We start from the raw sequence: 22,789 nt of genomic DNA, 5'->3' as shown, positions 1-22,789 counted from the left end.
GCCGTCGTCGGCGGGTGGCCCGGGAGCGGCCTCCCCGCACGCCGTCGTGTCGTCGTGACGGTCGTCGCCCGCGCACTCCCGGCAGCCGGCCGCGGACGCCGTCGTGCCGTCCGCCGCGGCGGCTGCCGCTCCCGCCCCGAATCCGGGCTCGGTCTCGGTCGTCATCGGACCCTCCTCACAGGCGTGTCGGCGTGGGCCGCCGGTCGTCGCTCGCGGTCTCCCGTCCGCGCCGTCCAGTATCCCCCCGGCGCCTCACCGAGATTTTACCTTGGTCGGCCAATCAATGCGCTACAGTGGTCGCCGTGCCGATTTCTTTGGTCGGCCACACAAATATTTTCCTTGGCCGACCACATTTATGGGAGCCCCAGATGTCCCTTGCCTTCGACCCCGTCGACCTCGCCGGCCGCCGCCTCGCCAACCGCATCGCCATGGCCCCGATGACCCGTTCCAGGGCGTACGGTCCGGGGCACTCGCCCACCGAGTCGATGGCCGAGTATTACGCGCAGCGCGCCTCCGCCGGCCTGATCGTCACCGAGGGCGTCCAGCCCTCCATCGGCGGGCAGGGCTACCCCGACACCCCCGGACTCCACAGCGACGAGCAGATCGCGGGCTGGCGCAAGGTCACCGACGCCGTACACGCCCGGGGCGGCACGATCTTCGCCCAGCTGATGCACTCCGGCCGGATCGGCCACCCCGATCTGCTCCCCGGCGAACTGCGTCCGGTCGGGCCCTCCGCGGTCACCCCGAGCGGGCAGCTCTTCACCAAGGACGGCATGAAGGACTTCACCGAGCCGCGCGAGCTGGCCGCCGACGACATTCCCGGCACCGTCGACGAGTACGTGTCCGCCGCCCGCAACGCGGTGGCCGCCGGCTTCGACGGGGTCGAGCTGCACGGCGCCAACGGCTATCTCATCCACCAGTTCCTGGCGCCCAACACCAATCGGCGCACCGACGAGTGGGGCGGCTCGGAGGAGAACCGGACCCGGTTCGCCGTCACGGTGACCCGGGCCGTCGCGGACGCGATCGGCGCCGACCGGGTCGGGCTGCGGCTCTCCCCGGCCAATCCGATCAACGACATGGCCGAGCCCGAGCCGGACGGCGTCTACCGGACCCTGGTCGGGGCGCTCGACCCGATCGGTATCGCCTATCTGCATCTGCTGGAGGCGTCGGCCGAGCTCCGCCCGCTCACCCTGGAGCTGCGCGAGCGCTTCTCCGGACGGTTCATCCTCAACCCCACGACCGAGGGCCCGGCGGCCCGGCTCGCGCTCGTCGAGGACGGCACGGCCGATCTGATCGCCTACGGCTCCCTCTTCCTCGCCAACCCGGACCTGCCGGCCCGGCTGCGTACCGACGGACCGTACAACGACCCCGACCCGGCGACCTTCTTCGGCGGCGGCGAGAACGGCTACACGGACTACCCCGTTCTGCAGACCGTCTGAGCCCACGGGACACCCGGTCCGCCGCGGGGGAGCGGGCCGGTCCGCCGTACGTACGGGGCCGTTCGCGGCACGGGGCAGTTGCGCGATGACACCCGCCCCCTGATACGTACCGGCTAGCCGGGCCGGACCGGGGTGAAGTCGCGCGCCCCGATGAACTCCGGCCGCCGGATCGGCGCCGCGAACGGCTCGACCGCCGCGTTCTCCACGCTGTTGAAGACGATGAAGACATTGCTGCGGGCGTACGGGGTGATGTTGTCCCCGGAGCCGTGCATGCAGTTGCAGTCGAACCAGGTCGACGAACCGGCCCGGCCGGTGAACAGCCGGATGCCGTGCTCGTCGGCGAGCCCCGTCAGCGCCGATTCCGACGGCGTCCCCGCCACCTGCATCCGGAGCGACCGCTTGTAGTTGTCCGTCGGCGTCTCACCCGCACAGCCCAGGAAGGTGCGGTGCGAGCCCGGCATGATCATCAGCCCGCCGTTGGTGTCCCGGTTCTCCGTCAGGGCGATCGAGACCGAGACCGCCCGCATCGCGGGCATGCCGTCCTCCGCGTGCCAGGTCTCGAAGTCCGAGTGCCAGTAGAAGCCCGAGGCCCCGAAGCCCGGCTTCACATTGATCCGCGACTGGTGGACGTAGACGTCCGAGCCGAGGATCTGACGGGCCCGGCCCACCACCCGCTCGTCCCGGACCAGGGCGCCGAAGACGGCGCTCAGCTTGTGCACCTCGAAGATCGAGCGGACCTTCTCCGACGACGGCTCGACGATCGCACGCTCGTCGGCGCGGATCTCCGGATCGGCGATCAGCCGCTCCATCTCGGTCCGGTAGAGGGCGACCTCCTCATCGGTGATCTGGTCCTCCACCGGGATGAAGCCGTCGCGTTCGTACGAGGCCAGCTCGGCGGGGAGCAGCGGCCCCGGCGCGCCGGGCGCGGACCAGACGACGGGGTCCCGGCGAACCGTCACCACCTCGGTCTTCTCCCGGGTCGGATAGAGGTCGGTACGCCGGTCGGTAGCGGTGGCCATGTTCAGTCCTCCTCGGTGATCAGGGGATAGACGCCGTTCTCGTCATGGTCCTCCCGGCCGGTCACCGGGGGGTTGAAGACGCAGACACAGCGGAAGTCGGTGAGGGCGCGGAGCGAATGGCGCTCGTGCCCGTCGAGCAGATACATCGTGCCCGGCTCGATCGGATGGACCTTGCCCGTCTCGTGGTCCGTCAGTTCGGCGCTGCCCGCCACACAGAGCACCGCCTCGACATGGTTCGCGTACCACATCGACGTCTCCGTGCCCGCGTACAGCACGGTCTCGTGGAGGGAGAAGCCGACCTTCTCGCGGGCCAGCACCAGACGCTTGCTCTCCCAGGTGCCGGAGGCCGCCTTCACATGGCGCTCGGTGTCCTCGATCTCGGCGAGGGATCGGACGATCACGCTGCTGTCACCTCTGTCGGTTCGTTCGGTCGATCGGTCGTGTCGGTTGCGTCGGTCGTCTGCCGTCTGTGCCGGCTGTGCCGTCGGTTCCGTCTGTTCGTCGGGCCGGATCGGGTCGGATGGGCCGGGCGGCCATCCGTCAGTCGGTGGCCGCGGTCTCGCGGACGGCGCGGGCGACGACCCGCAGCCCCTCGTCGAGTTCGTCGGCCGAGACGGTGAGCGGCGGCAGCAGCTTCACCACCTCGCCCTCGGGCCCCGACGTCTCCAGCAGCAGCCCCAGCTCGAAGGCGCGGGCGCAGATCGCCGACGCCCGGGCCTTGTCGGTGAATTCGAGTCCCCAGACCAGACCGCGGCCCCGGAAGGAGAAACCGGGCTCGGCGCTCTCACCCGCGAGCGCGAGCAGCGCCTGCTCGATCTGCTCGCCCCGCCGGGCGGTCTGCTTCTCCAGTTCGCCGTCGGCCCAGTACGTCCGGAGCGCCGCGGCGGCCGTGACGAACGCCGGATTGTTGCCGCGGAAGGTGCCGTTGTGCTCGCCGGGCTCCCAGATGTCCAGCTCCGGCAGGAACAGGCAGAGGGACATCGGCAGTCCGTAGCCGCTGATCGACTTGGAGAGCGTCACGATGTCCGGGACGATGCCCGCCTCCTCGAAGGAGAAGAACCCACCGGTCCGGCCGCAGCCCATCTGGATGTCGTCGACGATCAGCAGCATGTCGCGCCGCTCGCACAGCTCCTTGAGCGCCCGCAGCCACTCGGGCCTGGCGACATTGATCCCGCCCTCGCCCTGGACGGTCTCGACGATCACCGCGGCGGGGGTGTTGAGGCCGGATCCCCGGTCCTCCAGCAGCCGTTCGAACCAGAGGAAGTCGGGAATCGTGCCGTCGAAGTAGTTGTCGAACGGCATCGGGGTGCCGTGCACCAGGGGGATACCCGCCCCGGCGCGCTTGAAGGCGTTGCCGGTGACCGCGAGCGATCCCAGGGACATGCCGTGGAACGCGTTGGTGAAGGAGACCACCGACTCGCGGCCCTTGACCTTGCGGGCCAGCTTCAGCGCCGCCTCCACCGCGTTGGTGCCGGTCGGGCCGGGGAACATCACCTTGTGGGGGAGGTCGCGGGGCCGCAGGACCAGGTCCTGGAACGTCTCCAGGAACGTCCGCTTGGCCGTGGTCGCCATATCGAGGCCGTGGGTGATGCCGTCCCGTTCCAGATAGTCGAGCAGGGCTCGTTTCAGGACCGGGTTGTTGTGGCCGTAGTTGAGGGATCCGGCGCCGGCGAAGAAGTCGAGGTAGGAGTGTCCGTCCTCGTCGGTGAGGCGGCTGCCCTGGGCGCGGTCGAAGACGGCGGGCCAGCCGCGGCAGTAGCTGCGCACCTCCGACTCGAGGGTCTCGAAGACACTGAGGGCGGGCGGGGTGATGGTCACTGCGGTCTCCCGTGGTGTGGGCCGCCGCCCGGAGCCGGGCGGCGCGGAGGCGAACGGAGGCGGAGGCGACGGGGGTAACACCCGGTGATACGGGTGCCGGTGCCGGTGCCGGTGCCGGTGCCGGTGGCGGTGGCGGAGGGGTCAGCCGGTGAGGGGCCCGATGCGGTACAGCACTTCCGGTTCGTGCTCCGCCCCGTCCGGGAACAGTCCGCCGTCGAAGAGGACCGTCCGCTCCAGCCGGGCGCCGTGGCGCTCGGCGTAGGCGGTGAACAGCCGGTCGGACGCGGTATTGCCGGGGGTGACGGTGGTCTCCAGGGAGCGGATCCCGAGGCCGGTGGTCACCCGGGCGGTCAGTGCGTCCAGCAGGGCGCCCGCGAGTCCGCGCCCCCGGTGCTCCCGGTCCACGGCGATCTGCCAGACCACCAGCGTCTCGGGCCGGTCCGGGCGGGCGTAACCGGTGACGAAGGCGATGGGCTCCCCGGCGGATCCCCTGGCGACCAGCGATGTGGCGGCGAAGTCGCGACACCACAGCAGATAGCTGTACGAGGAGTTGAGGTCCAGTACCTCGGAGTCGCGGGCGATACGCCAGATCGCGGCTCCGTCCTCGACCACAGGGGTCTCGATGACAGTGAATTCACGGCGGGAATCGGCTCGTACCAGGTTGTCCTGCGCGGCGTTCATGTCGATTCAACTTACCCATCGCATTCAATGAATGCATGGTCGGGACGGGTTGGGTGAATGACGATGATGTGTTATCGCGCGGGCGCGAGCTCGCCTCGACCCATGGAGAGATATGCCCCTGTTTGTACGGCATATAAGCCGCGAAATGCCGCCATTGTGGAGTCGGTCACACGGCCGGATGCCGGATTCACCCTGTCGAAACTTTAGCGTTTAGGGCCCCGGAACCCGGGCAGAAGAAAACGGGAAGCTGCCATCATTAAATGCGATGGAATAAGCTTCCCGTTTGCTTTGTCGTGCTGTGGAATTGTTTTCCGGTACCGCCGGTGGTGCTCGACGGAAGGATTTCCGTATCGCCCGGTATCGTCCCCGGGCGGCTATCCCCAGGCGGCCAGCGCCGCGCGCCGCGCCGCCGTCTGGTCGACCGGCTCCGGCGCCGTACCCGAAGCGGCCAGCGCCGCGCCCACGGCCGACAGCGACGACAGGACCGCGTCCAGGGTCGCGTCCGCGCCGTAGTGGTTGACGCGGATCATCTCCCCGGCCAGCGCCCCACCGCCCGCGACCAGCGGCAGCGACGGGTCGACCGCCAGTGCGGCCGCGACGAGACCGGCCGCGTCCACGCCTCCCGTCGTCCGCAGCGTCGTCGCCACCGGCGCCGCGTCCCGCGCCTCGTACACATACGGCTCGACACCGCCGCCGAGCACCGCCGCGCCCGCCCTGGTCGCCGCCGCCGCCCGGGTGTGGCGGCTCACGACCGTGTCGAGACCGTCCTTCTCGATCCGCTCGACACACGCCTCCAGCGCCAGCATCTCCAGCTGGGCGGGCGCGTGCAGCAGCGCCCGGCGCCCGCCGTCGATCCACCGCTCCTTCCAGTCGAGGAGCGAGAGATACGACCGCCGGGGCGCGGCCGGGTTCGCCGCGAACCGCTCCCAGGCCCGCCCGCTCACCGACACCGCCGAAACCCCCGCCGGGCCGCCCATCGCCTTCTGCGCCCCGATCACGCACAGATCGACGCCCCAGGCGTCCGGCAGCAGCGGCTCGGCCGCCACCGACGCCACCGCGTCCAGCATGAACAGCGCGCCGTGCGCCCGGACGACCTCCCCGATCTCCGTCACCGGGTTGGTGTTGCCGGTCGCGGCCTCGGCGTGCACCAGGGAGACGAAGTCGATCTCCGGGTGCTCCGCCAGGGCGCGTTCGACCTGCTCGGCGGTGACCGCCGTATGGAAGGGCACCTCCAGATCGACGACCTTCGCCCCGCAGTCGCGCAGCCAGTCGCCGAAGGTCTGGCCGTACGGACCCGTGACCACGTTCAGCGCCGTGGAACCCGGCCGGGCGCCGGAGCGGATACAGCCCTCCAGCGGCAGCAGCGCCTCGCCCTGGGTGATCACCACGTCCTGCTCGGTGCCGAGGAGGGCGGCGACCCGCCGTTCGATGGCCGCGAACCGGGCGGCGGTCAGCGGGGGGAGGTCCAGAAACGGATGTGTCACGGTGGATGCCTTCTTCGGACAGTTCGGTTCAGGCCGGGGTGTTCCGGCCGCTCGGACGAGGGTACCCAGGCACGGTCCCGGCCGCCCGCCGCCTCGGGCCCGTTCGGCACGGCACGGCCCGGCCCGGTTCGGCCTCGCCCGGCCCGTGCCCGGGTGCCCTCGTGGCGCCCGCCGGGACCCTCGTACAGTGCCGATATGAGCGATCACACGGTGCTGCATGTGAAGGGGCGGGTGCTCGTCGGTCCGGAGGACGTCCGGGACGAGTTGTGGGTCGTCGGCGGGCGCGTCACCTACCACCGGCCGGCCGCCGCGCCGACGGCGACCGTGACCGGCTGGGCGCTGCCGGGCCTGGTCGACGCGCACTGCCATGTCGGTCTCGACGCGCACGGCGCCGTGGACGACATCACCAGTGAGAAGCAGGCGCTGGCCGACCGGGACGCGGGCACCCTGCTGATCCGGGACGCCGGTTCGGCGGCCGACACCCGCTGGATCGACGACCGCGAGGATCTGCCGAAGATCATCCGCGCCGGGCGGCACATCGCCCGCACCCGCCGCTACATCCGCAACTACGCCCATGAGATCGAACCCGGCGACCTGGTCGAGTACGTCGCCCGGGAGGCCCGGCGCGGCGACGGCTGGGTGAAACTGGTCGGCGACTGGATCGACCGCGACGCCGGTGATCTGACCGCCTGCTGGCCGCGCGACGCCGTCGAGGCGGCCATCGCCGAGGCCCACCGGCTGGGCGCCCGGGTCACCGCGCACTGCTTCGCCGAGGACTCCCTGCGCGATCTCGTCGAGGCGGGCATCGACTGCGTCGAACACGCCACCGGGCTCACCGACGACACCATCCCGCTCTTCGCCGAACGCGGGGTCGCCATCGTGCCGACCCTGGTCAATATCGCCACCTTCCCGGCGCTGGCCGACGGCGGCGAGGCCAAGTTCCCCCGCTGGTCCGGCCATATGCGACGGCTCCACGCCCGGCGGTACGACACCGTGCGGTCCGCCTACGACGCGGGCATCCCGGTCTTCGTCGGCACCGACGCCGGCGGATCGCTCGCCCACGGACTGGTCGCCGCCGAGGTCGCCGAACTGGTCAGGGCGGGGATCCCGCCGCTCGCCGCGCTCTCCGCGACCACCTGGGGCGCACGGGCCTGGCTCGGCCGCCCGGCGCTCGACGAGGGCGCCCCCGCCGACCTGGTGGTGTACGGCGACGACCCGCGCGCCGACGTCCGCGCACTGGCCGCGCCCCGGCGCGTGGTGCTCAACGGCCGTATCGTCGGCTGAGGTTCCGATCGGGCCGGGCCGCCGGGCCGCCGGGTTGACCGCCCGTGACATCCGGCGGCCCCGGTCGTTGAACCCTTCTTCCCGTACCGCGGTCCGCGCGCCCCGTAACCGCCCCCGAGCGGGCTCGCGCCCGCCACGCGAGGGGCTCCGGGGAACGCCTGTGCCGCCACGGATCGAACGTACTCACGGAAACCCCTCTTTGGGGTGAACTGACGCCGGGTGTCCGTCGGTTCACTCTCAGTGCGTAAAGATGAGGGCGTCCCGATCGCCGTCGGCCGCGTGTCCCCGCGGTCCGGTGGGCGACGTCGTTCTCCTGTGGGGGTTCCACCATCGTGAACAGCACTACCTTTCGCATGCCCGCTCGCCGCTGCGCCGCCGTCACGGCAGCCGTCGCCCTCGTCGCGGCCCCCGTCGCGCTGGCCGGTCCCGCGCACGCCACGGGAGGCGACGCGAAGGGCCGGGCGGGTGCGGTCGTCCTCCGCGCCGGGCTCGACGTGTCCCTGCTCAACAAGACCGTTCAGGTACCGCTGCGCGCGTCGCTGAACGAGGTGTCGGCGCCCGCGAGCGCCGACGAGACCGCGCTGTCCGTCCGGCTGGACGGGGTCGACCAGGGCAAGCCCTTCTCCATGCTCCGGGCGGATGTCGCCACCGCCCGCGCCACCGCCGACCGCGACGCGGCCGTGGGCTACGCGAACCTCGCCCGCGCCAGGGTGCATATCCCCGGACTGCCTCTGCTCTCCCTTGTCGAGGTCGAACAGGTCACGTCCGAGGCCCGGTGCGCCGTCGGCGAGAAGCCCGTCGCGACGTCGAACCTGCTGGGCACCGTACGGATCCTCGGCCAGAAGGTGACCCTGGGCGCCGCGGGCCGTACGAAGGTCACCGTGCCGGGCGTCGGCGAGGTCACGCTCGATCTGTCGCGGACCGAGACCACCTCTCGGACCGCCGCCGCCACCGCCCTCGAACTGAAGGTGAGCGTCAACCCGCTGAAGCTGAACGTCGCGGAAGTGGACGGCGCCGTCACCCTGGTGAAGGCCACCTGCGAGACGCCGAAGAAGGCGGCGGTCAAGCCGGAGGAGCCGAAGAAGGAGGACCCGAAGGGCGAGCCGAAGCCCGATGTCGAGACCCAGACGGGCGACGAGCCGAACCTCGCCGAGACCGGCGGCAGCGCCACCACCCTCTATCTGGCGGGCGGCGCGGCCGTGCTGCTCGGAGTCGGCGGCGGCGCCCTGGTGATGACCCGCAAGCGGGCCCGCAACCGCGCCTGAGGTCCGGCGGCCCGTAATCCACGCCTCCCGAACCGCCCCTGCCGGGTCCCGTGCCCGGTACGGGGTGCCGGCCCCCTGTCCCCCGGGGCCGGACCGCGACCGTCCCCGCACCGGGCCGCACATCCGGCGCCGGGGCGGTCGCCCGGGTCCCGGTACCGGGTGACCCCGCTGGTGCCGAGACCCTTTTCTCGATGTCACACCGGCGCGTTGCGGATGCCCTCGTACGCCAGCCACTGCGCGAAGGCGTGCAGTCCCTGCCGTAGCTCCCGGACCGGTTTCCACCCCGCGAGCCGAGGGCAGGCCGGTACGGGCCCCGGCCGTCCGGTGCCCCGGCGCGGCAGGGCCGGAACCGTCTCCAGCGGTACCGGCCGGACCCCCTCGCGGACCAGCTCGGCCAACTCCCGTATCCCCACCGGTTCACCCGTGGGCAGCAGTACGGCGTGCTCCGCCGGGGGAGCGGACACCGCGTGCGCCAGCGCGTCGACCAGATCGGCCGTGTGCAGGGGACGCAACGGCCGCGGCCCGCCCTCCGGTGAATCGGGCACCACCAGCGGCTGATAGCGCAACGCGTCCCAGACCAGCCGGCCGATCACCGAGTCGCGAGGACAGCCCGGACCGTACAGATCGCCCGTATACAGGGTGTGCGTGCCGCGGACCGTACCCGTGGCCCGGTCCAGCGACTGGAGCACGACACCCGCGGGGGCGAGCTCACCGCCGTACAGCGGACGCAGATCGATCAGCGCGTCAAGACCCCGGTACGGCCCCTCCCCGCCGGGCCCGGCCGGGGTGACCGTGAACCCCTTGTCCATCAGACCCCGGGCGATGTGCTCGCCCAACGGACTCGCCCCGCCCAGCAGACCCACCGCCGGGGCTTCCGGAGCGCCGCCCGGGGCCGACCGGCGGGACGGGCGGCGCTCCCCGGCGGCCAGCCCGGCCGCGAGGCCCGCCCCCGCGACCTCCGCCAGCCCCTCCCGTACCTCCGCGATCTCCGCGTCCGACCTGCGATGGCTGATCCCGCCGGGACCGATCGTCGCCAGTGCCTCGGCCAGCACCGGATCGCGCGCCGGATCGAGATCGCCGCCCCGGCCGTCGCGCCGGTGGACGAAACCGAGGGTGAACGCGGTGAGCCAGGTGCCCCGGACCGCCTCCCGGTCGGCGACTTCGGTCAATCCCAGCATGGCCGAATCCAGTCTTTCTCCCCGAAATCCCGAGCCCTCCAGAAATGACTCGCATTCAAGATGCAGCCACCGTTCGGGGCCGGGCGCTTCCGCTCGTACGGCACACTGCGCGATCCCGTTCTTGAAGAACGGCGCGACACGCAGTCCCGACAACCGGACACTCTCGTCGCCCGGCCGGTCCTCGGGGAGAAAGCAAACGGAACGGCGTGGTCCTCTGAAGGCGTTGCCGGAAAGGCTGCCCTCGTCCTCGTGCTCCACCAGGCTGGGCACCGCGGCATAGCCGGGGACCCCGCTGTCGCGGAGATAGCGGTACATCAGGATGTCGTCCGGCCAGGCGTCGAGCCGGGCCCTGCCGTAATCCACGAACCCGGCCGCCACGTCCCGCGGCAGCACGGTCGCCACACACGGAAAGTACTCATTGACCGTGGCCACCCAGCGCGCCCCGGCCAGCGCCCCGAAACGTACCGCCGCGCCGTTGCGGGAATCCCACAGCGCGAACAGCGCCAGGGCCGCGTTCGGCATCGCCGCCACGGCCGCCCGGGCCCGCTCGAAGAACGTGTCCGACAGCCGCAAGTCGTCCTGGATCACCAGGTGGTGGGTGGCGTCGTCCTCGATCGCCGACCAGGCCGCGATCGCCGTCCGCAGGACCGATGGCCGCCCCCCGGGGTCGGGGTCCATGACGACCCGCAGCGCCCCCGGGGGAGCGGAACCGGCCAATTGTTCGGCCGCCGCGAGCCGCTTCGGATGGGTCATCACCGCACCGCTCAGACGATAGGACGTCACCGGAACCTCCGTACTTCCGCTCTCACTCCGCACCCGCTTCGCATCCGTTCCCCACTCGTGCCCCACCCGTGCCGCACTCCTGTCGCGCTTCGTTTCCCGCGATTTCTCGCCGTACTGGCCGAATAGCGGTGAGGTAATCCCCGGGGGACACATACGGATCCGGACAGTACGGTGCCGCTTTCCCGGGCCGCAAGAGTGCCAAAAAGGCGCCCTGGTTCCGGCCGTTGAAGATCGTCATGCTGTCCCTGTACACGATTCACCACCTGCGTATCGCCATGAGGAGTCTGCATGCCGGGCACGAACGATGTGACGGAACGCAACGACGGGACGGTCCCGCGGAATGTGAACGGCGGAGTAACGGGCGGGGCACCCGAGAAAACGGCGGCAGCGGGCGCGGAGAACGCGGAGAACACCGCGCAGGAAACGGCGGCCGGGAATTCGGTCACCACCCGGCTGGAGAAGCTCCGCGGCGCCCGGATCGTGGTCACCGGCGGCGGCGGCCTGGTCGGCAGCCGGCTCACCCGGCTGCTGCGGAGCGCCGAGGCGGAGGTCACCGTCCTCGACCGGATGGACGCCTACCCGGACGCCGTCCACGAGATGTTCGGCACCCGGCGGCAGGGCGCCGAACTGGTCGTCGGCGACGTCCGCGACCGGGACGCCGTCCGCCGGGTGCTCGACGGGGCGGATCTGCTGGTGCACGCCGCGGCCTTCGCGGACGTCGCCGCCTGCACCCGCCGCCCCGACATCGCCTTCGAGGCCAATGTCGCCGGCACCGAGACCGTACTGGAGGAGGCCGTCGCGGCCCGGGTGCGCCGACTGGTCTTCGTCTCGTCGGCCGCCGTCTACGGCAACGGGACCGCCCCCGCCACCGGACCCGCGGAACCCCAGCGGTTCGCCGAGGACCAGACACCCCACCCGCTGTCGGTCTACGCCAACTCCAAGCTGTGGGGCGAGCACCAGACCCGGCTGCTGCTCGCCGGCACCGGGACCGACTACGCCATCCTGCGGTACTTCTCCGTCTACGGCGATCCGCAGACCCCCAAGCCGGGCAGCCACTCCTGGATGGTGGCCTGGCTCGCCATGCACGCCCGCGCCGGACTGCCGATGCGGCTCAACGGCGGTGGCCTCCAGGTCCGCGACCTGGTCCATGTCGACGACATCGCCGCCGCCACCGCCCTCGCCCTGGTCGAGGACGGGGTGGTCGGCGAGACCGTGAACGTGGGCTCCGGCATCCCCACCTCCGTCCGCGACGTCGCCGAACTGATCGCCCCGCACTACGCGGACGCGCGGTTCGTCACCACCCCCCGCCCCGCCGACGACCCCATGGGCGGCTACGCCGCCACCGACCGGCTGCGCGAGCTGATGAGCTGGACCCCGGGCATCACCGTGCGCGAGGGTGTCGACCGGTACGTCCGCTGGCTGAACAGCACGCCGGACGCGGTGCCCGCCTGGCTGACGGAGCAGGTGTGATCGCGGCGGCCACCGCCGTCGCCACCAGGAAAGGAACGGCAGAGGTGGGTTACATCGGCTCGTACGTCTGGCAGTTGAGACAGTCGGTGGGCAGCAGACTGCTGCTCGTACCCGGCGCCCAGGTCCTGCTCACCGACCCGGACGGCCGGGTGCTGTTCCAGCAGCGCGCCGACAACGGTCTCTGGGAGATCCCGGCCGGGGCCTGCGAGGAGGGCGGCGACTTCACCGACACCGCGGTCCGCGAACTCAAGGAGGAGACCGGACTGCTGGTACGCCGGGAGGACCTGGTGCCCTTCGGCTCCCTCTCCGACCCGGCGCTGCACACCCTCACTTACCCCAACGGGGATGTGATGCACTCCTTCGCCCTGCTCTTCACCGCCCGTACCTGGAGCGGCGAGCTGAACCCGGGGCGGGACGAGGTGGTCCGTACCGCCTGGCACCACCCCGACGAGGCGCCCGAGCCGCTGTACCGGGCCACCGCGGCCGTCCTGGAGATGTACCGGGCGTTCGGCGAGACCGGAAAGTTCCAGGCCCGGTGACCGGCCCCGTCCACCCCCCGGCGGAGACCTCGCCCGATACGCCCGGTACGCCCGACGCCGGTATCACCGCCGACGGCGCCTTACGGTACGGGGTGCGCGCGACCGTCCCCTGCCGGGCCTGTCTGTCGGGCGAGGACCTCGACTGGCTCGGCGGCCGGAGCGTCAGCGTCGCACTCGACCTGTCCACCGAGGTCACCACCGTCCCCGGGCCGCCCCCGGCGCCCTCCGGCGACTGGTCCGGCCAGGTCTGGGAGTTCCTCCGGGAGCGGATCACCGGCCTCCCCCCGCGTCCGCCCGCGGTCGCCGTGCGCAGCGACGCGCCCGCCGCCAGCGGGCTCTCCTCCTCGACCGCCCTGATCGTCGGCCTCTTCCGGGCGTACACCGACGCCTGTGTCCCCGCACCGGACACCGTCCCGGTGGCCCTGCTCGCGCGATGGGCCTACGAGTTCGAGTTCGCCCACTTCAACGGCGGCGGGATGGACCACCTCGCGGTCGTCGAGGGCGGCGCGCTGCTCATCGGCGGCCGGAGCACCGGGCTCCCCGCCGTCCTGGAACGGACCCGCTTCCCGGCCGGCTGGACCGTCCTGGTCCTCGACTCGGCGCAGCGCAAGGACACCGGCGACCACATCCGGATCGTCCGCGCCCAGCTCAGGGACGGCGACCCCGCCCTGGCGAGCTATTTGAAGGAGGCCGACGCGGCCTCCGCCGCCGCCTGGTCCGCGATCGCCGCCGAAGACCTCGGCGGGCTCGCCGACGCCATGGACCGGGCCCATGTCACCATGCGCGACCAGCAGAGGATGTCCACCCCGGTACTGGAGGAGCTGCGCGCGGTGGCGCTCGCCGTCACGGGTCTGCCGTTCAAGCTCAGCGGCGCGGGCGGCGGCGGCGCCCTGGTGGGTGTGTGCCGTGCCGACGAGACCACCGAGATCGCGGCGGCGCTGCGCGACGCGCTCCGTACCGCACACCCCGACGCCCGGGTGATTCCCACCCGGGCGTCGGACGGACTGGCCGCGGATCAGATGAACGGGTCGTAGTCCTCGACCGGTTCCTCCGTCGCCGCTCCGGCCCCGATCTTCTGGAGTTCGAGGTTGGAGCGGTGACGCGCGCAGTGGAAACGGCAGTCCCGGCTGGGATCGACGATCCCGCGGTCCGCCGTCTTCCAGATGTCCGGCAGCGGTTCGGTGACCGCGTCACCGATCTTCGCCAGCGGGTTGCCCCGGTGGTAGGAGCAGATGTACACCCCCGACGGGGTGATCAGCGTCCGCAGCTCCGCCACCGGGCAGCTGTGGTAGTCCTTCGGCTGGACGGCGCCGACCCGGTTCCGCAGGGATGTCAGGGTCGAGGAGTCGATGACCTCGAAACCGTCGTCGGCCAGCAGCCGCGCCTGGCGCAGTTGCTCCTCGACGGAGGCGAGTATCTCCTCCGGGAGCTGGATGACGTGGTGGCCGTCGTCGAACATGGCCTTGGACTCGAAGTAGTCGCAGCCGATGTCCTTCGCCAGCCGGGCCGCCTGCAGCACCTCGTGGTGGTTGCTCACCACCGTGCCGTCGGGCTGCAGCCGGGTCATGATGAGGAACGAGTAGCCGAGGGCACCCTCCTTCTCCGCGGCCAGCAGCCGCATATTGGCGATCACCTTGTCGAACATGCTTCGCCCTTTTCGGTCCGGGCGGAAGACGCCGTATGTGTCGGCTGATCCGGAGTCCATCGACACCCGGACCCAGGAGGCGTAGCGGGCCAGTTCGTCGAGGTTCTGCTGGATCATGGTGCCGTTGGTGACGACACCGATGGCGATACCCGCCTCGCCGAGGGTCCGCAGCACCTGACGGGTGCCGCGGTGGGCCAGCGGCTCGCCGCCGCCGATGAGGACGACGCCGCGGACGGCCATCGACACCAGTTCCTGGGCGAGTTCCGCGAGCCGTTCGGGGGTGAAGCGGCCCTGGTTGAGGAGCTTGCCGCTGATGCACTCGGGGCAGGCCAGATCGCAGAAGGTGGTCGGGTCGAGGTCCACCACCAGGGGACCGGTGGAGCGTTGGCCGCTGGCCGCTTCGAGCACCCGCGGCCAGCCGGACGGCTGGTAGAGCTTGGACACCAGGTCAAGACGGTCGGACGTCACGGTAGTTCTCCTGCTGGTCGGAGCCGGCCCGGCCGCCCTTGGGCGGACGTCCGGACCGGCGCTGGTACCGGGGGAAGGACGTGGGGGTACGTCACCGGTGTCGTCGTCGACGCCGGTGACACGTGACCGCGGTGGGGAGCCGCGGTCGGCGGCGGCGGTTCGGGGGCGGAACGGGTGGTCTGGGGCGGAACGGGTGGTGGTGGGCGGAGCTCGGGCGCGGGGCCGGAGCTCGGGCGGTCCGCGGGCGGTCATCCCTTGACGGCACCCGCCGCCAGTCCGTTCGCCACCCGCCGCTGCACGATCATGAAGAAGACGACGACGGGCAGGGCCGTCAGCGTGGCGCCCGCCATCAGCGCGCCGTAGTCCGTGCCGAACGTGGTCTGGAACGACACCAGCCAGATGGAGACGGTCTGCTTGTCGTCGCTGGAGAGCAGCACATAGGCGAGGACGTACTCGTTCCACGCCTGGACCAGGGAGTAGACGGAGGTCGCGACCAGGCCGGGGGCGAGCAGCGGCAGCAGTACCCGCCGGAAGGCCCCGGCCCTGGTACACCCGTCGACCATGGCCGCCTCCTCCAGCTCGGCGGGGACGGCGACCACGAAGCCGCGCAGCAGCCAGATCGTGAACGGCAGCATGAACACCAGGTACGTCAGGACGACCCCGGTCAGACTGTCCGTCAGTCCGGCGTCGCTGAGCAGCAGATACAGCGGGATGATCAGACCGGCGAGCGGGATCATCTGGACACAGAGGATGGCCAGGACGAAGACCCGGCGCCCCAGGAAGACGAAGCGGGCCACCGCGTACGCCGCCAGTACCCCGATGACCAGGGAGATCAGTACGGTCCCGACGCCGACCAGGGCGCTGGCCCGGACGCTGGACCAGAACGTGTCCGACTCCACGGCCCGCCGGAAGTGCTCCAGCGTCAGCCCGCTCGGCCACAGCCGCGGCGGGTTGCGGCGGATCTCCCAGGCGGGCCGCAGCGCCGTCAGCAGCATCCAGTAGACGGGGAACGCCATCACGGCGCAGAAGAGGAGGGCCAGCGCGTTCGCGCGCCGGGAGCGGCGGGGGCGGGACCGGCGGAGCGGGGCGCGCGGGGCGGTGGAGGTGCGGGCGCTGCGGTCGGTGCTCACTCGGTCTCTCCCATTCTCACCAGCTGGCGTACGTAGACCACGGCGCCGACGAGCAGCAGCAGTACGGTGATCACCGCGATCGCCGCGCCCACGCTGTAGCGGTTGACGGCGAACGACTCGATGAAGGAGTGCACACCGAGCAGGTAGTACTCCTTCTCCGGGGTGCCGTTGCGCATCAGCCAGATCTGGTTGAAGACGCCGAAGGTCCAGATCGCGGTGAGCGATGTGACCATGACGAACGCGGGCCGGATCACCGGGAAGACGACATGCCGGAAGACCCGGGTGCCCTCGGCGCCGTCGCACCGCGCGGCCTCCTCCAGCTCCGGCGGTACCTGGGTGAGCGCGGCCTGGAGGGTGATCGTCGCGAACGGCAGCGATCCCCAGATCACCACGGCGGCGATGACGGCGAATCCCTGCCAGGGGTCCTCGAACCAGTTGTGCCGCTCGAAGGAGACCCCGGGCAGCAGCCCCAGCAGATAGTTGGCCACCCCGAACTCGGGATCCACCAGCCAGCGGAAGACGGCCGCGGCGACCATCACCGGCATCGCCCACACCGCGACCAGGACGGCGCCCGTCGCCAGCCGTACCCAGGGCGACACCCGGCGCAGCAGCAGCGCCATCAGCATCGCGACGCCCATCGTCGCCACTGTGCAGACCAGGGTGAACAGGGTCGTCCGGCCGACGACGGTCCAGAAGAAGCGGTCCGAGAGGACCGTTCGGTACTGCTCGAACCCCACCCAGGGCGGCTGGGTACCGGCGAACAGCTCGCGCCGGGTCATGTCCTGGAACGACAGCAGGAGCAGTTCGATCAGGGGGTAGCCCAGCACCCCGGCGAGTGCCAGCACGGCCGGCGCGATGAGGATGTACGGCACCGCGCGGCGGCGCAGGGTCCGGGCCCGGCCCGGGGCGCCGGCCCCGGGGGCGGTGGGGCGCCGTCCGGCCGGTCGGGCCCGGACCGGGGCCGGTCGTAACGGGGCCCGGGCGGGGCGGGTTGGGTCGGCGGTCGCCATGCGGGGGGTCTCCTCCGTGGTCGGGGCGCGGCGGCTGCGGGATACCCCCCGGCCCCGGTCCTTCCGGTCCGCCGGACGGCCCGGGTCCGGCGCGCCGCGCCGCGCGCGCCCCCACCGGCCGCGCGGCGGGGGAGCGCGCGCGGGACCGGTGGGGCCGACGGGGAAGATGCGGGCGGCGCGGCGCGGACCCGTCCGGGGCGGGGAAGGGGCGGTGCCGGGGGCGTATGCGTCAGTTCTTGTTGATCACCGCGTCGATCGCGCGGTCCGCGTCCCGGGTCGCCTGCTCGACCGACTTCTTGTCCGTCGCGATGGCCTGGAGCATCTCCGGGAGGACGTTGGACTTCTCCACGGCCGTCCAGCCGGGGGCGAGCGGGGTGACCCAGCCCCGGGTCGCGGCCAGCGCGGCGGGGCCGTTGATCCCGTCGGCGGGGACCTCCTTCAGCTGGACCGTGTTGTTGGGCAGGGTCTCCGCCTTGATCAGCACACGCTGCGACTGCCGGTCGGTGAAGAGCTTGATCCACTCCTGGGCCATGTCCTGCTTACGGGACTTGGCCGGAACGGCGAGCATGGAGCCGCCGAGGAAGGGCGGCAGCAGCTTCCCCGAGGGGCCGGGGAAGGCGAAGGTGTCGAACTTGCCCTTCACGGCCGGGTTGCCGCCCGCGCGCGGGTCGGCCGCCGCGTTGGCCTCCCAGGTGTTCCCGTAGAACATGCCCGTCTTGCCCTGGCCGACGACGCCCGGCTCGTCGCTGTTGTCCTTCGACCGGTCGCCGACGTAGTAGTCGTCGAGCAGCTTCTTCCACACCTTGAGGCCCTCGACCGACCGCGGATCGGAGAGCGCGCCCCGCCAGCGGCCGTCCTCCTGGACGGCCATCTCGCCCCCGGCGTCCTTCACGAAGGCCATCGCCGCGAACCAGTAGCGTCCCGGCATGTGGAACGTCGAGAAGTTCTTGTCCTTGGTGTTGAACTCGGCCTTCAACTTGTCCAGAACCGTCAGTAACTCCGGATAGGTCGCCGGCGCTTTCGTGACACCGATCTGTTTCAGGAGATCCGTACGGTAGATGCCCACCCGCGCGCCCGCGTAGTAGGGCACACAGTAGATCTTCCCCTCGTTCCGACAGGCGTCGGCGAGGGCAGGCAGCCAGTCCTTGGAATGATCGTATTCCCGCTCGTCAACGGGGATGAATGCGCCATTGATGATGTAGTTGGTGACTTCACTGTTGCCCATCTCCACTACGTCTGGTACATCGTTCCCGGCGAAAGCGGCGTCGATCTTCTGGTTCTTGCTGGTCCACTGCTGGTATTGGACCTTGACCCGGGCGTCCGGATATCGCTCGGCAAACCGCTTGTTCGTGGCGGTGATGAGATCCGGCCAGCTCTCCCGGGCGTCGATGGTGAGCCAGACCGTCAGCTCGCCGGAGTCGCCGCCGCCCCCGGAACCACTGGATCCGCCCGAGTCGCAGGCAGTGACGGCGAGGGCGAGCAGGAGTGCGCCGGAGGTACGGACGGCGGTACGGGATCGAGGCCGTCGCATGACGGTCCCCCTTTCGAGGTTTCGCGCATTGGAGATCGTGGCCGAACCGGGCTCCTATCTACCCACCAAAGTGCGCCGAACTACCCGGGGAGCGCTTTTTGGCCAGGCTGGGTCACCGCTTTTTGAAATGTTCCTGCGTTGCCCGGCCCTTTGGCACTAAGGGGAACGGCGGGAAGTCCGCACGGGATCCGGTCGCGGAGGGGTGTCTATTTGGCGTGAATGAGGGGATGCCCGGCGGGGGTGCCTTGACGATGGCGTGTCCGCTGGCTCATTTTTCTCATGATCCCCTGCGATCTTCCGCGACCATCTCACGGCCGTCTCACGGCCGTCTCACGACTGCCGGGTACGTCCGAAGACGTCACGTACCCCGTCTTTCCGCGTGCGTCGTCCCACACGCCGCGTCGACTCTCCGCTCCACCAATCGAAGGGTGTACACCCGTGACTGAGCACGGCACGACGACCGGCGAATCCCGTACCCGTCCCGTTCGGATCAACGCGTGGAACGGCTGGGACCCGTTGCGTCATGTCATCGTCGGCAGAGCCGACGCGGCGGTCGTCCAGGCACCCGAACCGGCGGTGCGCCGCGACTTCCCCGAGGACGGCTTCCCCCTCGGGACGTACGGCCCCATGCCCGAGGACATGACCGCCGAGGCCAACGAGCAGCTCGACAACTTCGCCGCCATGCTGACCGGGCGCGGTATCCGGGTCGACCGGCCGACACCCGTCGACTTCAACCAGACCGTCTCCACGCCGGACTGGACGCAGGAGACCATGTCCGGCTGCATGCCGCCGCGCGATCTGCTGCTGACGGTCGGCAACGAGGTGCTGGAAGCCACCATGTCGTACCGCAGCCGCTGGTACGAGTACCTCGCCTACCGGCCCCTCCTTCAGGACCTGTTCAAGGCCGACCCCCGGATGCGCTGGGAGGCCGCTCCCAAGCCCCGGCTCACCGACGCCAGCTACCGCACCGACTTCTGGGACACCTACAACGAGCTGCCGACCGAGGTCCAGCTCGCCAAGGTCCGCGAGTACGACCTGGTGCTCACCGAGGAGGAGCCCCTCTTCGACGCCGCCGATGTCGCCCGCTTCGGCAAGGACCTCTTCGTCCAGCTCTCCTTCGTGACCAACCGCAGCGGCTTCGACTGGCTGAAGCGCCACTTCCCGGACCACCGGGTGCACGACGTCACCTCCACCAACACCCATCCGCTGCACATCGACGCCACCTGGGTGCCGCTCCGGCCCGGTCTGGTCCTGCACTGCGGCGAGCGGCTCGCCGACCCGGAGCTGATGGACTTCTTCAAGCTCAACGACTGGGAGATCATCGAGGCGGTGCAGCCCGCGAGCTGGGAGCACGCGCCGAAGCTCTCCTTCTGCTCGCCCTGGCTGGCCGGGAACATGCTCAACCTCGACGCGAACACGCTCTGCATCGAGGAGAAGGAAGTGGCGCTGTCGGAGCAGCTCTCGGGGTACGGCTTCGAGATCGTGCCGGTGCCCTTCCGGGCCGTGGGACCGTTCGGCGGCGGACTGCACTGCGCCACCGTCGACCTGGAGCGCGAGGGCGGCTGCGAGGACTACTTCCCCCGCCGGCACGGGCGGTACTGACGCCATGGACACCGCGCGGACGGAGCCGTTCCGGACCGGCGCCGGCGATCCCGGCGGCCCGGTGGAAGCGGTCGTCCTCGACTTCTACGGCACGCTCGTCCGCCTGGTGCCGCCCCTGCCGCCCAGCCATGACTCGGTGCTGCGCCGCCGGGGTCTCCACGAGGCCGCCGACCGCTGGGGCGACCAGTGGTCGACGGGCCCGGGGGACGGCGAGGACCACCGGGAGCACTCCCGGTCCGAGTCGGCGTACCGGGCGTGGGAGGTGGACCGGCTGCGGCGGCGGGCCCTCGACCGGGGGGTCCCCGCCGAGCTGGCGGCGGAGGTGGCCGCCGAACTGGACACGGCCACCAAGACCCTGACCCTGGAGCGCTATCCCGACGCCGTGGCCCCGCTCGCCGCCCTGCGCGAGCGGGGGGTGCGGATCGTGATCTGCTCCAACTGGTACTGGGATCTGGACCGGGCCGTCGCCGACACGGGACTCGGCCAGGTGGTCGACGCCTTCGTCGCATCGGCCCGCGCCGGGGCACGGAAACCGAACCCGCTGATCTACCGGGCCGCGCTCGACGCCTGCGGTACGCCGCCCGGCCGGACCCTCTTCGTCGGCGACATGTGGGAGCCGGACGTCGTCGGACCGCTGGCCCAGGGCATGCGGGCCGTGCACCTCCACCGCCCCGACCGGGCGGTGGAGGGCGACGCCCCGCCGCTCCCGGCGGGCGCCGCCAGGATCACCGGTCTCGACGCGCTCCCGGGCCTGGTGGAACGGGCGGGGCCCACCGGGCCCGCGGGGCCCTTCGCGGGGTCGGCTACCGGATCGGTCGCCGGCGCCGCTCCGGGGGCTCTTCCGGGGGCTGTTCCGGAGTCCGTGGAACCCCCCGGTCCCGGGACAGCCGGTCGAGGACGTTCCGGGTGACCCGCACCACGCCCGGGTCCTCCTCCCGGCCGCACACCACCGGCCAGTCGGTCGTCCCGGCGGTGAAGACGGTACCGCCGCCGGGAACCGTGTGAACGCCCATCGTGGCGGCCCGGGGGCCGGTCCGCTCCGGCTCCCGGACGGGGCAGTTCCAGTGCCCCCACTTCATGGTGGTGACGTCCTCGTTGACGGGATCCAGCTCGTACAGGCCGAGGATCAGGAACGAGTCGGGGGTGCCGTCCGCGCCGGTCGCGCGGGCGACGCCCCGCTCGTCGTACGCGAAGGCCGCGCCGTCGCACTCGTACCCGATCAGCGGTGTTCCGGCGCCCAGACAGTCCGCGGGGCCGCCGTCCGAGCCGTCCCGCAGTCCGGTGCCGTCGAAGACCCAGTGGTCGGCGTGCTGGACCCGGTAGCCCACCCGCGGCCGGTCGCCCGGCCAGTCGCCCGGCCACATCCCGGCGTTGCGGAAGCTCACCCCGGTCAGGGCGTTCTCCGGTCGGCCGACCCCGTCCGGCGGCGCCGCCCACCACAGGTCCGTCGCGGGCAGATGGGGGAAGACCCCGTCGACGTGGTGGTCGGTGTCGGAGACGAATCCCGTGTCGTCGTCCGTCGGATGCACCCGCCACCAGCAGGTGTTGGCGCTGAGGAAGGCCACATTCCCGCCGTCGCGCAGAAACGTGTCCGTGTGGTCGCGCATCGCCGTGCTCCAGTACTCGTCGTGACCGACGCTCAGCAGCAGGTCGTACGGGGCGAGCAGCCCCGGCTCCCGGTGCAGATCGAGGTCCGTGCAGTACTCGACGGCGTAACCGGAGCGTTCCAGCCAGGCGATGAACGGCGCGTCCCACCAGGCAAGGTCGATCACCCCACCGGGGCGGCGCATGCTCAGCCGGTGCCCCCGGGGCAGCCCGTCGCCGCCGGTCCCGTACACCGGGTTGTCGTACAGGCTCCCGTCCCGCCGGGACACCTCGTTGTCGCCCCGGTTGTAGGCGTGCCGGGTGAACGTCGACTTCTTGTACAGGATCCGGCCGTACGTCCCCGGCCGCGCGGGCCGCACCACGAAGAACTCCCGCGCGAACCCCTCGATGTCCGCGTCGCCCAGCCGGGGAACCGTGTCCGCGGCCGGCTCCTCGACGAACTGCGCCAGATGGATCCCGGGCCGCCAGCCGGCCGGCACCGGGATCAGGTACTCCGGGAACTCCCAGTCCACGGCGGGCGAGGCCAGGTCCGCGCCCCCGTCGGGATGCGGCGGCGGCTCCTTCAGCACCCCCGGATACGGGCCCGACTCGGCCAGGAACTCCAGCTCCCGGCCCAGCCGGTAGAACCGGACCCGGAACGCGGCGGCGTCGGTCGACACATGGAGCGCCAGCACCCCGCCCGCCGTCACGCTCTCCCGGCCCGCATACCCCTCGATCATCGTGCCCCTCCCCGTGGGGGGGGGGGGGTTGGGGGGCGCGCGCGCCCCCCGGGGAATGAAAGAGTGGGGGTGGAAAAAAACACCCCCCGAGAAGAGGAGAACCCCCCAGAAAGAAAGGG

Annotated in this window: 19 protein-coding genes; 8 read left to right on the top strand and 11 right to left on the bottom strand. The window is 71.4% G+C overall.

Annotation, left to right across the window (positions count from 1 at the left end; genetic code table 11):
• The first annotated feature begins 368 nt into the window (after positions 1 to 368).
• The gene (locus ACFXG1_RS28230; protein WP_384714444.1) at positions 369 to 1,439 is read left to right on the top strand and encodes an alkene reductase; all 1,071 of its coding nucleotides are present in this window, start codon (positions 369 to 371) and stop codon (positions 1,437 to 1,439) included.
• A 113-nt stretch (positions 1,440 to 1,552) separates the two neighbouring features.
• Here the strand turns inward: ACFXG1_RS28230 and thpD are convergent, their stop codons facing one another.
• The 5 genes from thpD to ACFXG1_RS28205 all read right to left on the bottom strand — a co-directional run bounded on the left by thpD (position 1,553) and on the right by ACFXG1_RS28205 (position 6,441).
• A complete protein-coding gene (thpD, locus tag ACFXG1_RS28225) occupies positions 1,553 to 2,458 on the bottom strand; it encodes an ectoine hydroxylase (RefSeq protein WP_384718960.1) in 906 nt (301 codons plus the stop codon).
• Positions 2,459 to 2,460: 2 nt separating this feature from the next.
• Entirely contained in the window at positions 2,461 to 2,859 is a 399-nt protein-coding gene (locus tag ACFXG1_RS28220; protein WP_384718962.1) for an ectoine synthase, read from the bottom strand.
• Between the two features lie 139 nt (positions 2,860 to 2,998).
• Positions 2,999 to 4,276, bottom strand: coding sequence for a diaminobutyrate--2-oxoglutarate transaminase (gene ectB / locus ACFXG1_RS28215; RefSeq protein ID WP_384718964.1), 1,278 nt, complete (start codon positions 4,274 to 4,276; stop codon positions 2,999 to 3,001).
• Positions 4,277 to 4,417: 141 nt separating this feature from the next.
• Positions 4,418 to 4,957, bottom strand: coding sequence for a diaminobutyrate acetyltransferase (gene ectA, locus ACFXG1_RS28210; protein ID WP_384718966.1), 540 nt, complete (start codon positions 4,955 to 4,957; stop codon positions 4,418 to 4,420).
• Positions 4,958 to 5,331: 374 nt separating this feature from the next.
• Positions 5,332 to 6,441, bottom strand: coding sequence for a pyridoxal-phosphate-dependent aminotransferase family protein (locus ACFXG1_RS28205; RefSeq protein ID WP_384718968.1), 1,110 nt, complete (start codon positions 6,439 to 6,441; stop codon positions 5,332 to 5,334).
• Between the two features lie 195 nt (positions 6,442 to 6,636).
• Here ACFXG1_RS28205 and ACFXG1_RS28200 point away from each other — a divergent pair, with 195 nt between their 5' ends.
• Together ACFXG1_RS28200 and ACFXG1_RS28195 are read left to right on the top strand one after the other, a co-directional pair.
• Complete coding sequence (locus ACFXG1_RS28200) at positions 6,637 to 7,725, top strand: amidohydrolase family protein (RefSeq protein ID WP_384718176.1); 1,089 nt, start codon at positions 6,637 to 6,639, stop codon at positions 7,723 to 7,725.
• Positions 7,726 to 8,057: 332 nt separating this feature from the next.
• Positions 8,058 to 8,990, top strand: a complete 933-nt coding sequence (locus ACFXG1_RS28195; protein WP_384745083.1) for an SCO1860 family LAETG-anchored protein — start codon at positions 8,058 to 8,060, stop codon at positions 8,988 to 8,990.
• A gap of 194 nt (positions 8,991 to 9,184) precedes the next feature.
• Here the strand turns inward: ACFXG1_RS28195 and ACFXG1_RS28190 are convergent, their stop codons facing one another.
• Positions 9,185 to 10,951, bottom strand: coding sequence for a hypothetical protein (locus ACFXG1_RS28190; RefSeq protein ID WP_384745081.1), 1,767 nt, complete (start codon positions 10,949 to 10,951; stop codon positions 9,185 to 9,187).
• A gap of 288 nt (positions 10,952 to 11,239) precedes the next feature.
• Between ACFXG1_RS28190 and ACFXG1_RS28185 the strand changes: the two genes are divergently transcribed.
• From ACFXG1_RS28185 to ACFXG1_RS28175, 3 genes are read left to right on the top strand one after another with little or no spacing between them, the layout of a single operon-like run.
• Positions 11,240 to 12,421, top strand: a complete 1,182-nt coding sequence (locus tag ACFXG1_RS28185; protein ID WP_384745079.1) for an NAD-dependent epimerase/dehydratase family protein — start codon at positions 11,240 to 11,242, stop codon at positions 12,419 to 12,421.
• Complete coding sequence (locus ACFXG1_RS28180; protein ID WP_384722772.1) at positions 12,418 to 12,960, top strand: NUDIX domain-containing protein; 543 nt, start codon at positions 12,418 to 12,420, stop codon at positions 12,958 to 12,960. Before ACFXG1_RS28185 ends, ACFXG1_RS28180 begins: the two co-directional genes overlap by 4 nt.
• On the top strand, positions 12,957 to 13,994 hold the full coding sequence (locus ACFXG1_RS28175) for a galactokinase (protein WP_384745077.1): 1,038 nt from the start codon (positions 12,957 to 12,959) through the stop codon (positions 13,992 to 13,994). Before ACFXG1_RS28180 ends, ACFXG1_RS28175 begins: the two co-directional genes overlap by 4 nt.
• Here the strand turns inward: ACFXG1_RS28175 and ACFXG1_RS28170 are convergent.
• From ACFXG1_RS28170 to ACFXG1_RS28155, 4 genes are all read right to left on the bottom strand, one after another.
• Positions 13,976 to 15,073 carry a radical SAM protein gene (locus tag ACFXG1_RS28170; RefSeq protein WP_384745075.1) on the bottom strand — a complete coding sequence of 366 codons (1,098 nt, stop codon included), beginning with the start codon at positions 15,071 to 15,073 and terminating at the stop codon, positions 13,976 to 13,978. The genes ACFXG1_RS28175 and ACFXG1_RS28170 overlap by 19 nt on opposite strands.
• Before the next feature lie 248 nt (positions 15,074 to 15,321).
• On the bottom strand, positions 15,322 to 16,203 hold the full coding sequence (locus ACFXG1_RS28165; RefSeq protein WP_384722867.1) for a carbohydrate ABC transporter permease: 882 nt from the start codon (positions 16,201 to 16,203) through the stop codon (positions 15,322 to 15,324).
• Positions 16,200 to 17,213 carry a carbohydrate ABC transporter permease gene (locus ACFXG1_RS28160; protein ID WP_384722870.1) on the bottom strand — a complete coding sequence of 338 codons (1,014 nt, stop codon included), beginning with the start codon at positions 17,211 to 17,213 and terminating at the stop codon, positions 16,200 to 16,202. The genes ACFXG1_RS28165 and ACFXG1_RS28160 overlap by 4 nt, the downstream gene beginning before the upstream one ends.
• 229 nt (positions 17,214 to 17,442) lie before the next feature.
• Positions 17,443 to 18,744: an extracellular solute-binding protein gene (locus tag ACFXG1_RS28155; protein WP_384718986.1), complete on the bottom strand. Its 1,302-nt coding sequence runs from the start codon at positions 18,742 to 18,744 to the stop codon at positions 17,443 to 17,445.
• A gap of 438 nt (positions 18,745 to 19,182) precedes the next feature.
• Here ACFXG1_RS28155 and ACFXG1_RS28150 point away from each other — a divergent pair, with 438 nt between their 5' ends.
• Positions 19,183 to 20,346, top strand: coding sequence for a serine/threonine protein kinase (locus ACFXG1_RS28150; protein WP_384718988.1), 1,164 nt, complete (start codon positions 19,183 to 19,185; stop codon positions 20,344 to 20,346).
• 4 nt (positions 20,347 to 20,350) lie between these two features.
• Positions 20,351 to 21,256, top strand: a complete 906-nt coding sequence (locus ACFXG1_RS28145; RefSeq protein ID WP_384745072.1) for an HAD family hydrolase — start codon at positions 20,351 to 20,353, stop codon at positions 21,254 to 21,256.
• Here ACFXG1_RS28145 and ACFXG1_RS28140 read toward each other — a convergent pair.
• Entirely contained in the window at positions 21,150 to 22,670 is a 1,521-nt protein-coding gene (locus ACFXG1_RS28140) for a N,N-dimethylformamidase beta subunit family domain-containing protein (protein WP_384745070.1), read from the bottom strand. The two genes, ACFXG1_RS28145 and ACFXG1_RS28140, sit on opposite strands and share 107 nt — an antisense overlap.
• Between the last annotated feature and the right edge of the window lie 119 nt (positions 22,671 to 22,789).

This window comes from Streptomyces sp. NPDC059248 (assembly GCF_042753905.1).
GTDB lineage: Bacteria > Actinomycetota > Actinomycetes > Streptomycetales > Streptomycetaceae > Streptomyces.
Note: the sequence above shows the minus strand (reverse complement) of the source record. Positions and strands in the feature narration are given on the sequence as shown.

Bases quoted from the DNA above. Each gene is read 5' to 3' on its own strand.
- ACFXG1_RS28230 (WP_384714444.1), top strand. From the start codon at position 369: ATGTCCCTTGCCTTCGACCCCGTCGACCTCGCCGGCCGCCGCCTCGCC.
- thpD (WP_384718960.1), bottom strand. From the start codon at position 2,458: ATGGCCACCGCTACCGACCGGCGTACCGACCTCTATCCGACCCGGGAG.
- ectA (WP_384718966.1), bottom strand. From the start codon at position 4,957: ATGAACGCCGCGCAGGACAACCTGGTACGAGCCGATTCCCGCCGTGAA.
- ACFXG1_RS28200 (WP_384718176.1), top strand. From the start codon at position 6,637: ATGAGCGATCACACGGTGCTGCATGTGAAGGGGCGGGTGCTCGTCGGT.
- ACFXG1_RS28185 (WP_384745079.1), top strand. From the start codon at position 11,240: ATGCCGGGCACGAACGATGTGACGGAACGCAACGACGGGACGGTCCCG.
- ACFXG1_RS28160 (WP_384722870.1), bottom strand. From the start codon at position 17,213: ATGGCGACCGCCGACCCAACCCGCCCCGCCCGGGCCCCGTTACGACCG.
- ACFXG1_RS28155 (WP_384718986.1), bottom strand. From the start codon at position 18,744: ATGCGACGGCCTCGATCCCGTACCGCCGTCCGTACCTCCGGCGCACTC.
- ACFXG1_RS28145 (WP_384745072.1), top strand. From the start codon at position 20,351: ATGGACACCGCGCGGACGGAGCCGTTCCGGACCGGCGCCGGCGATCCC.
- ACFXG1_RS28140 (WP_384745070.1), bottom strand. From the start codon at position 22,670: ATGATCGAGGGGTATGCGGGCCGGGAGAGCGTGACGGCGGGCGGGGTG.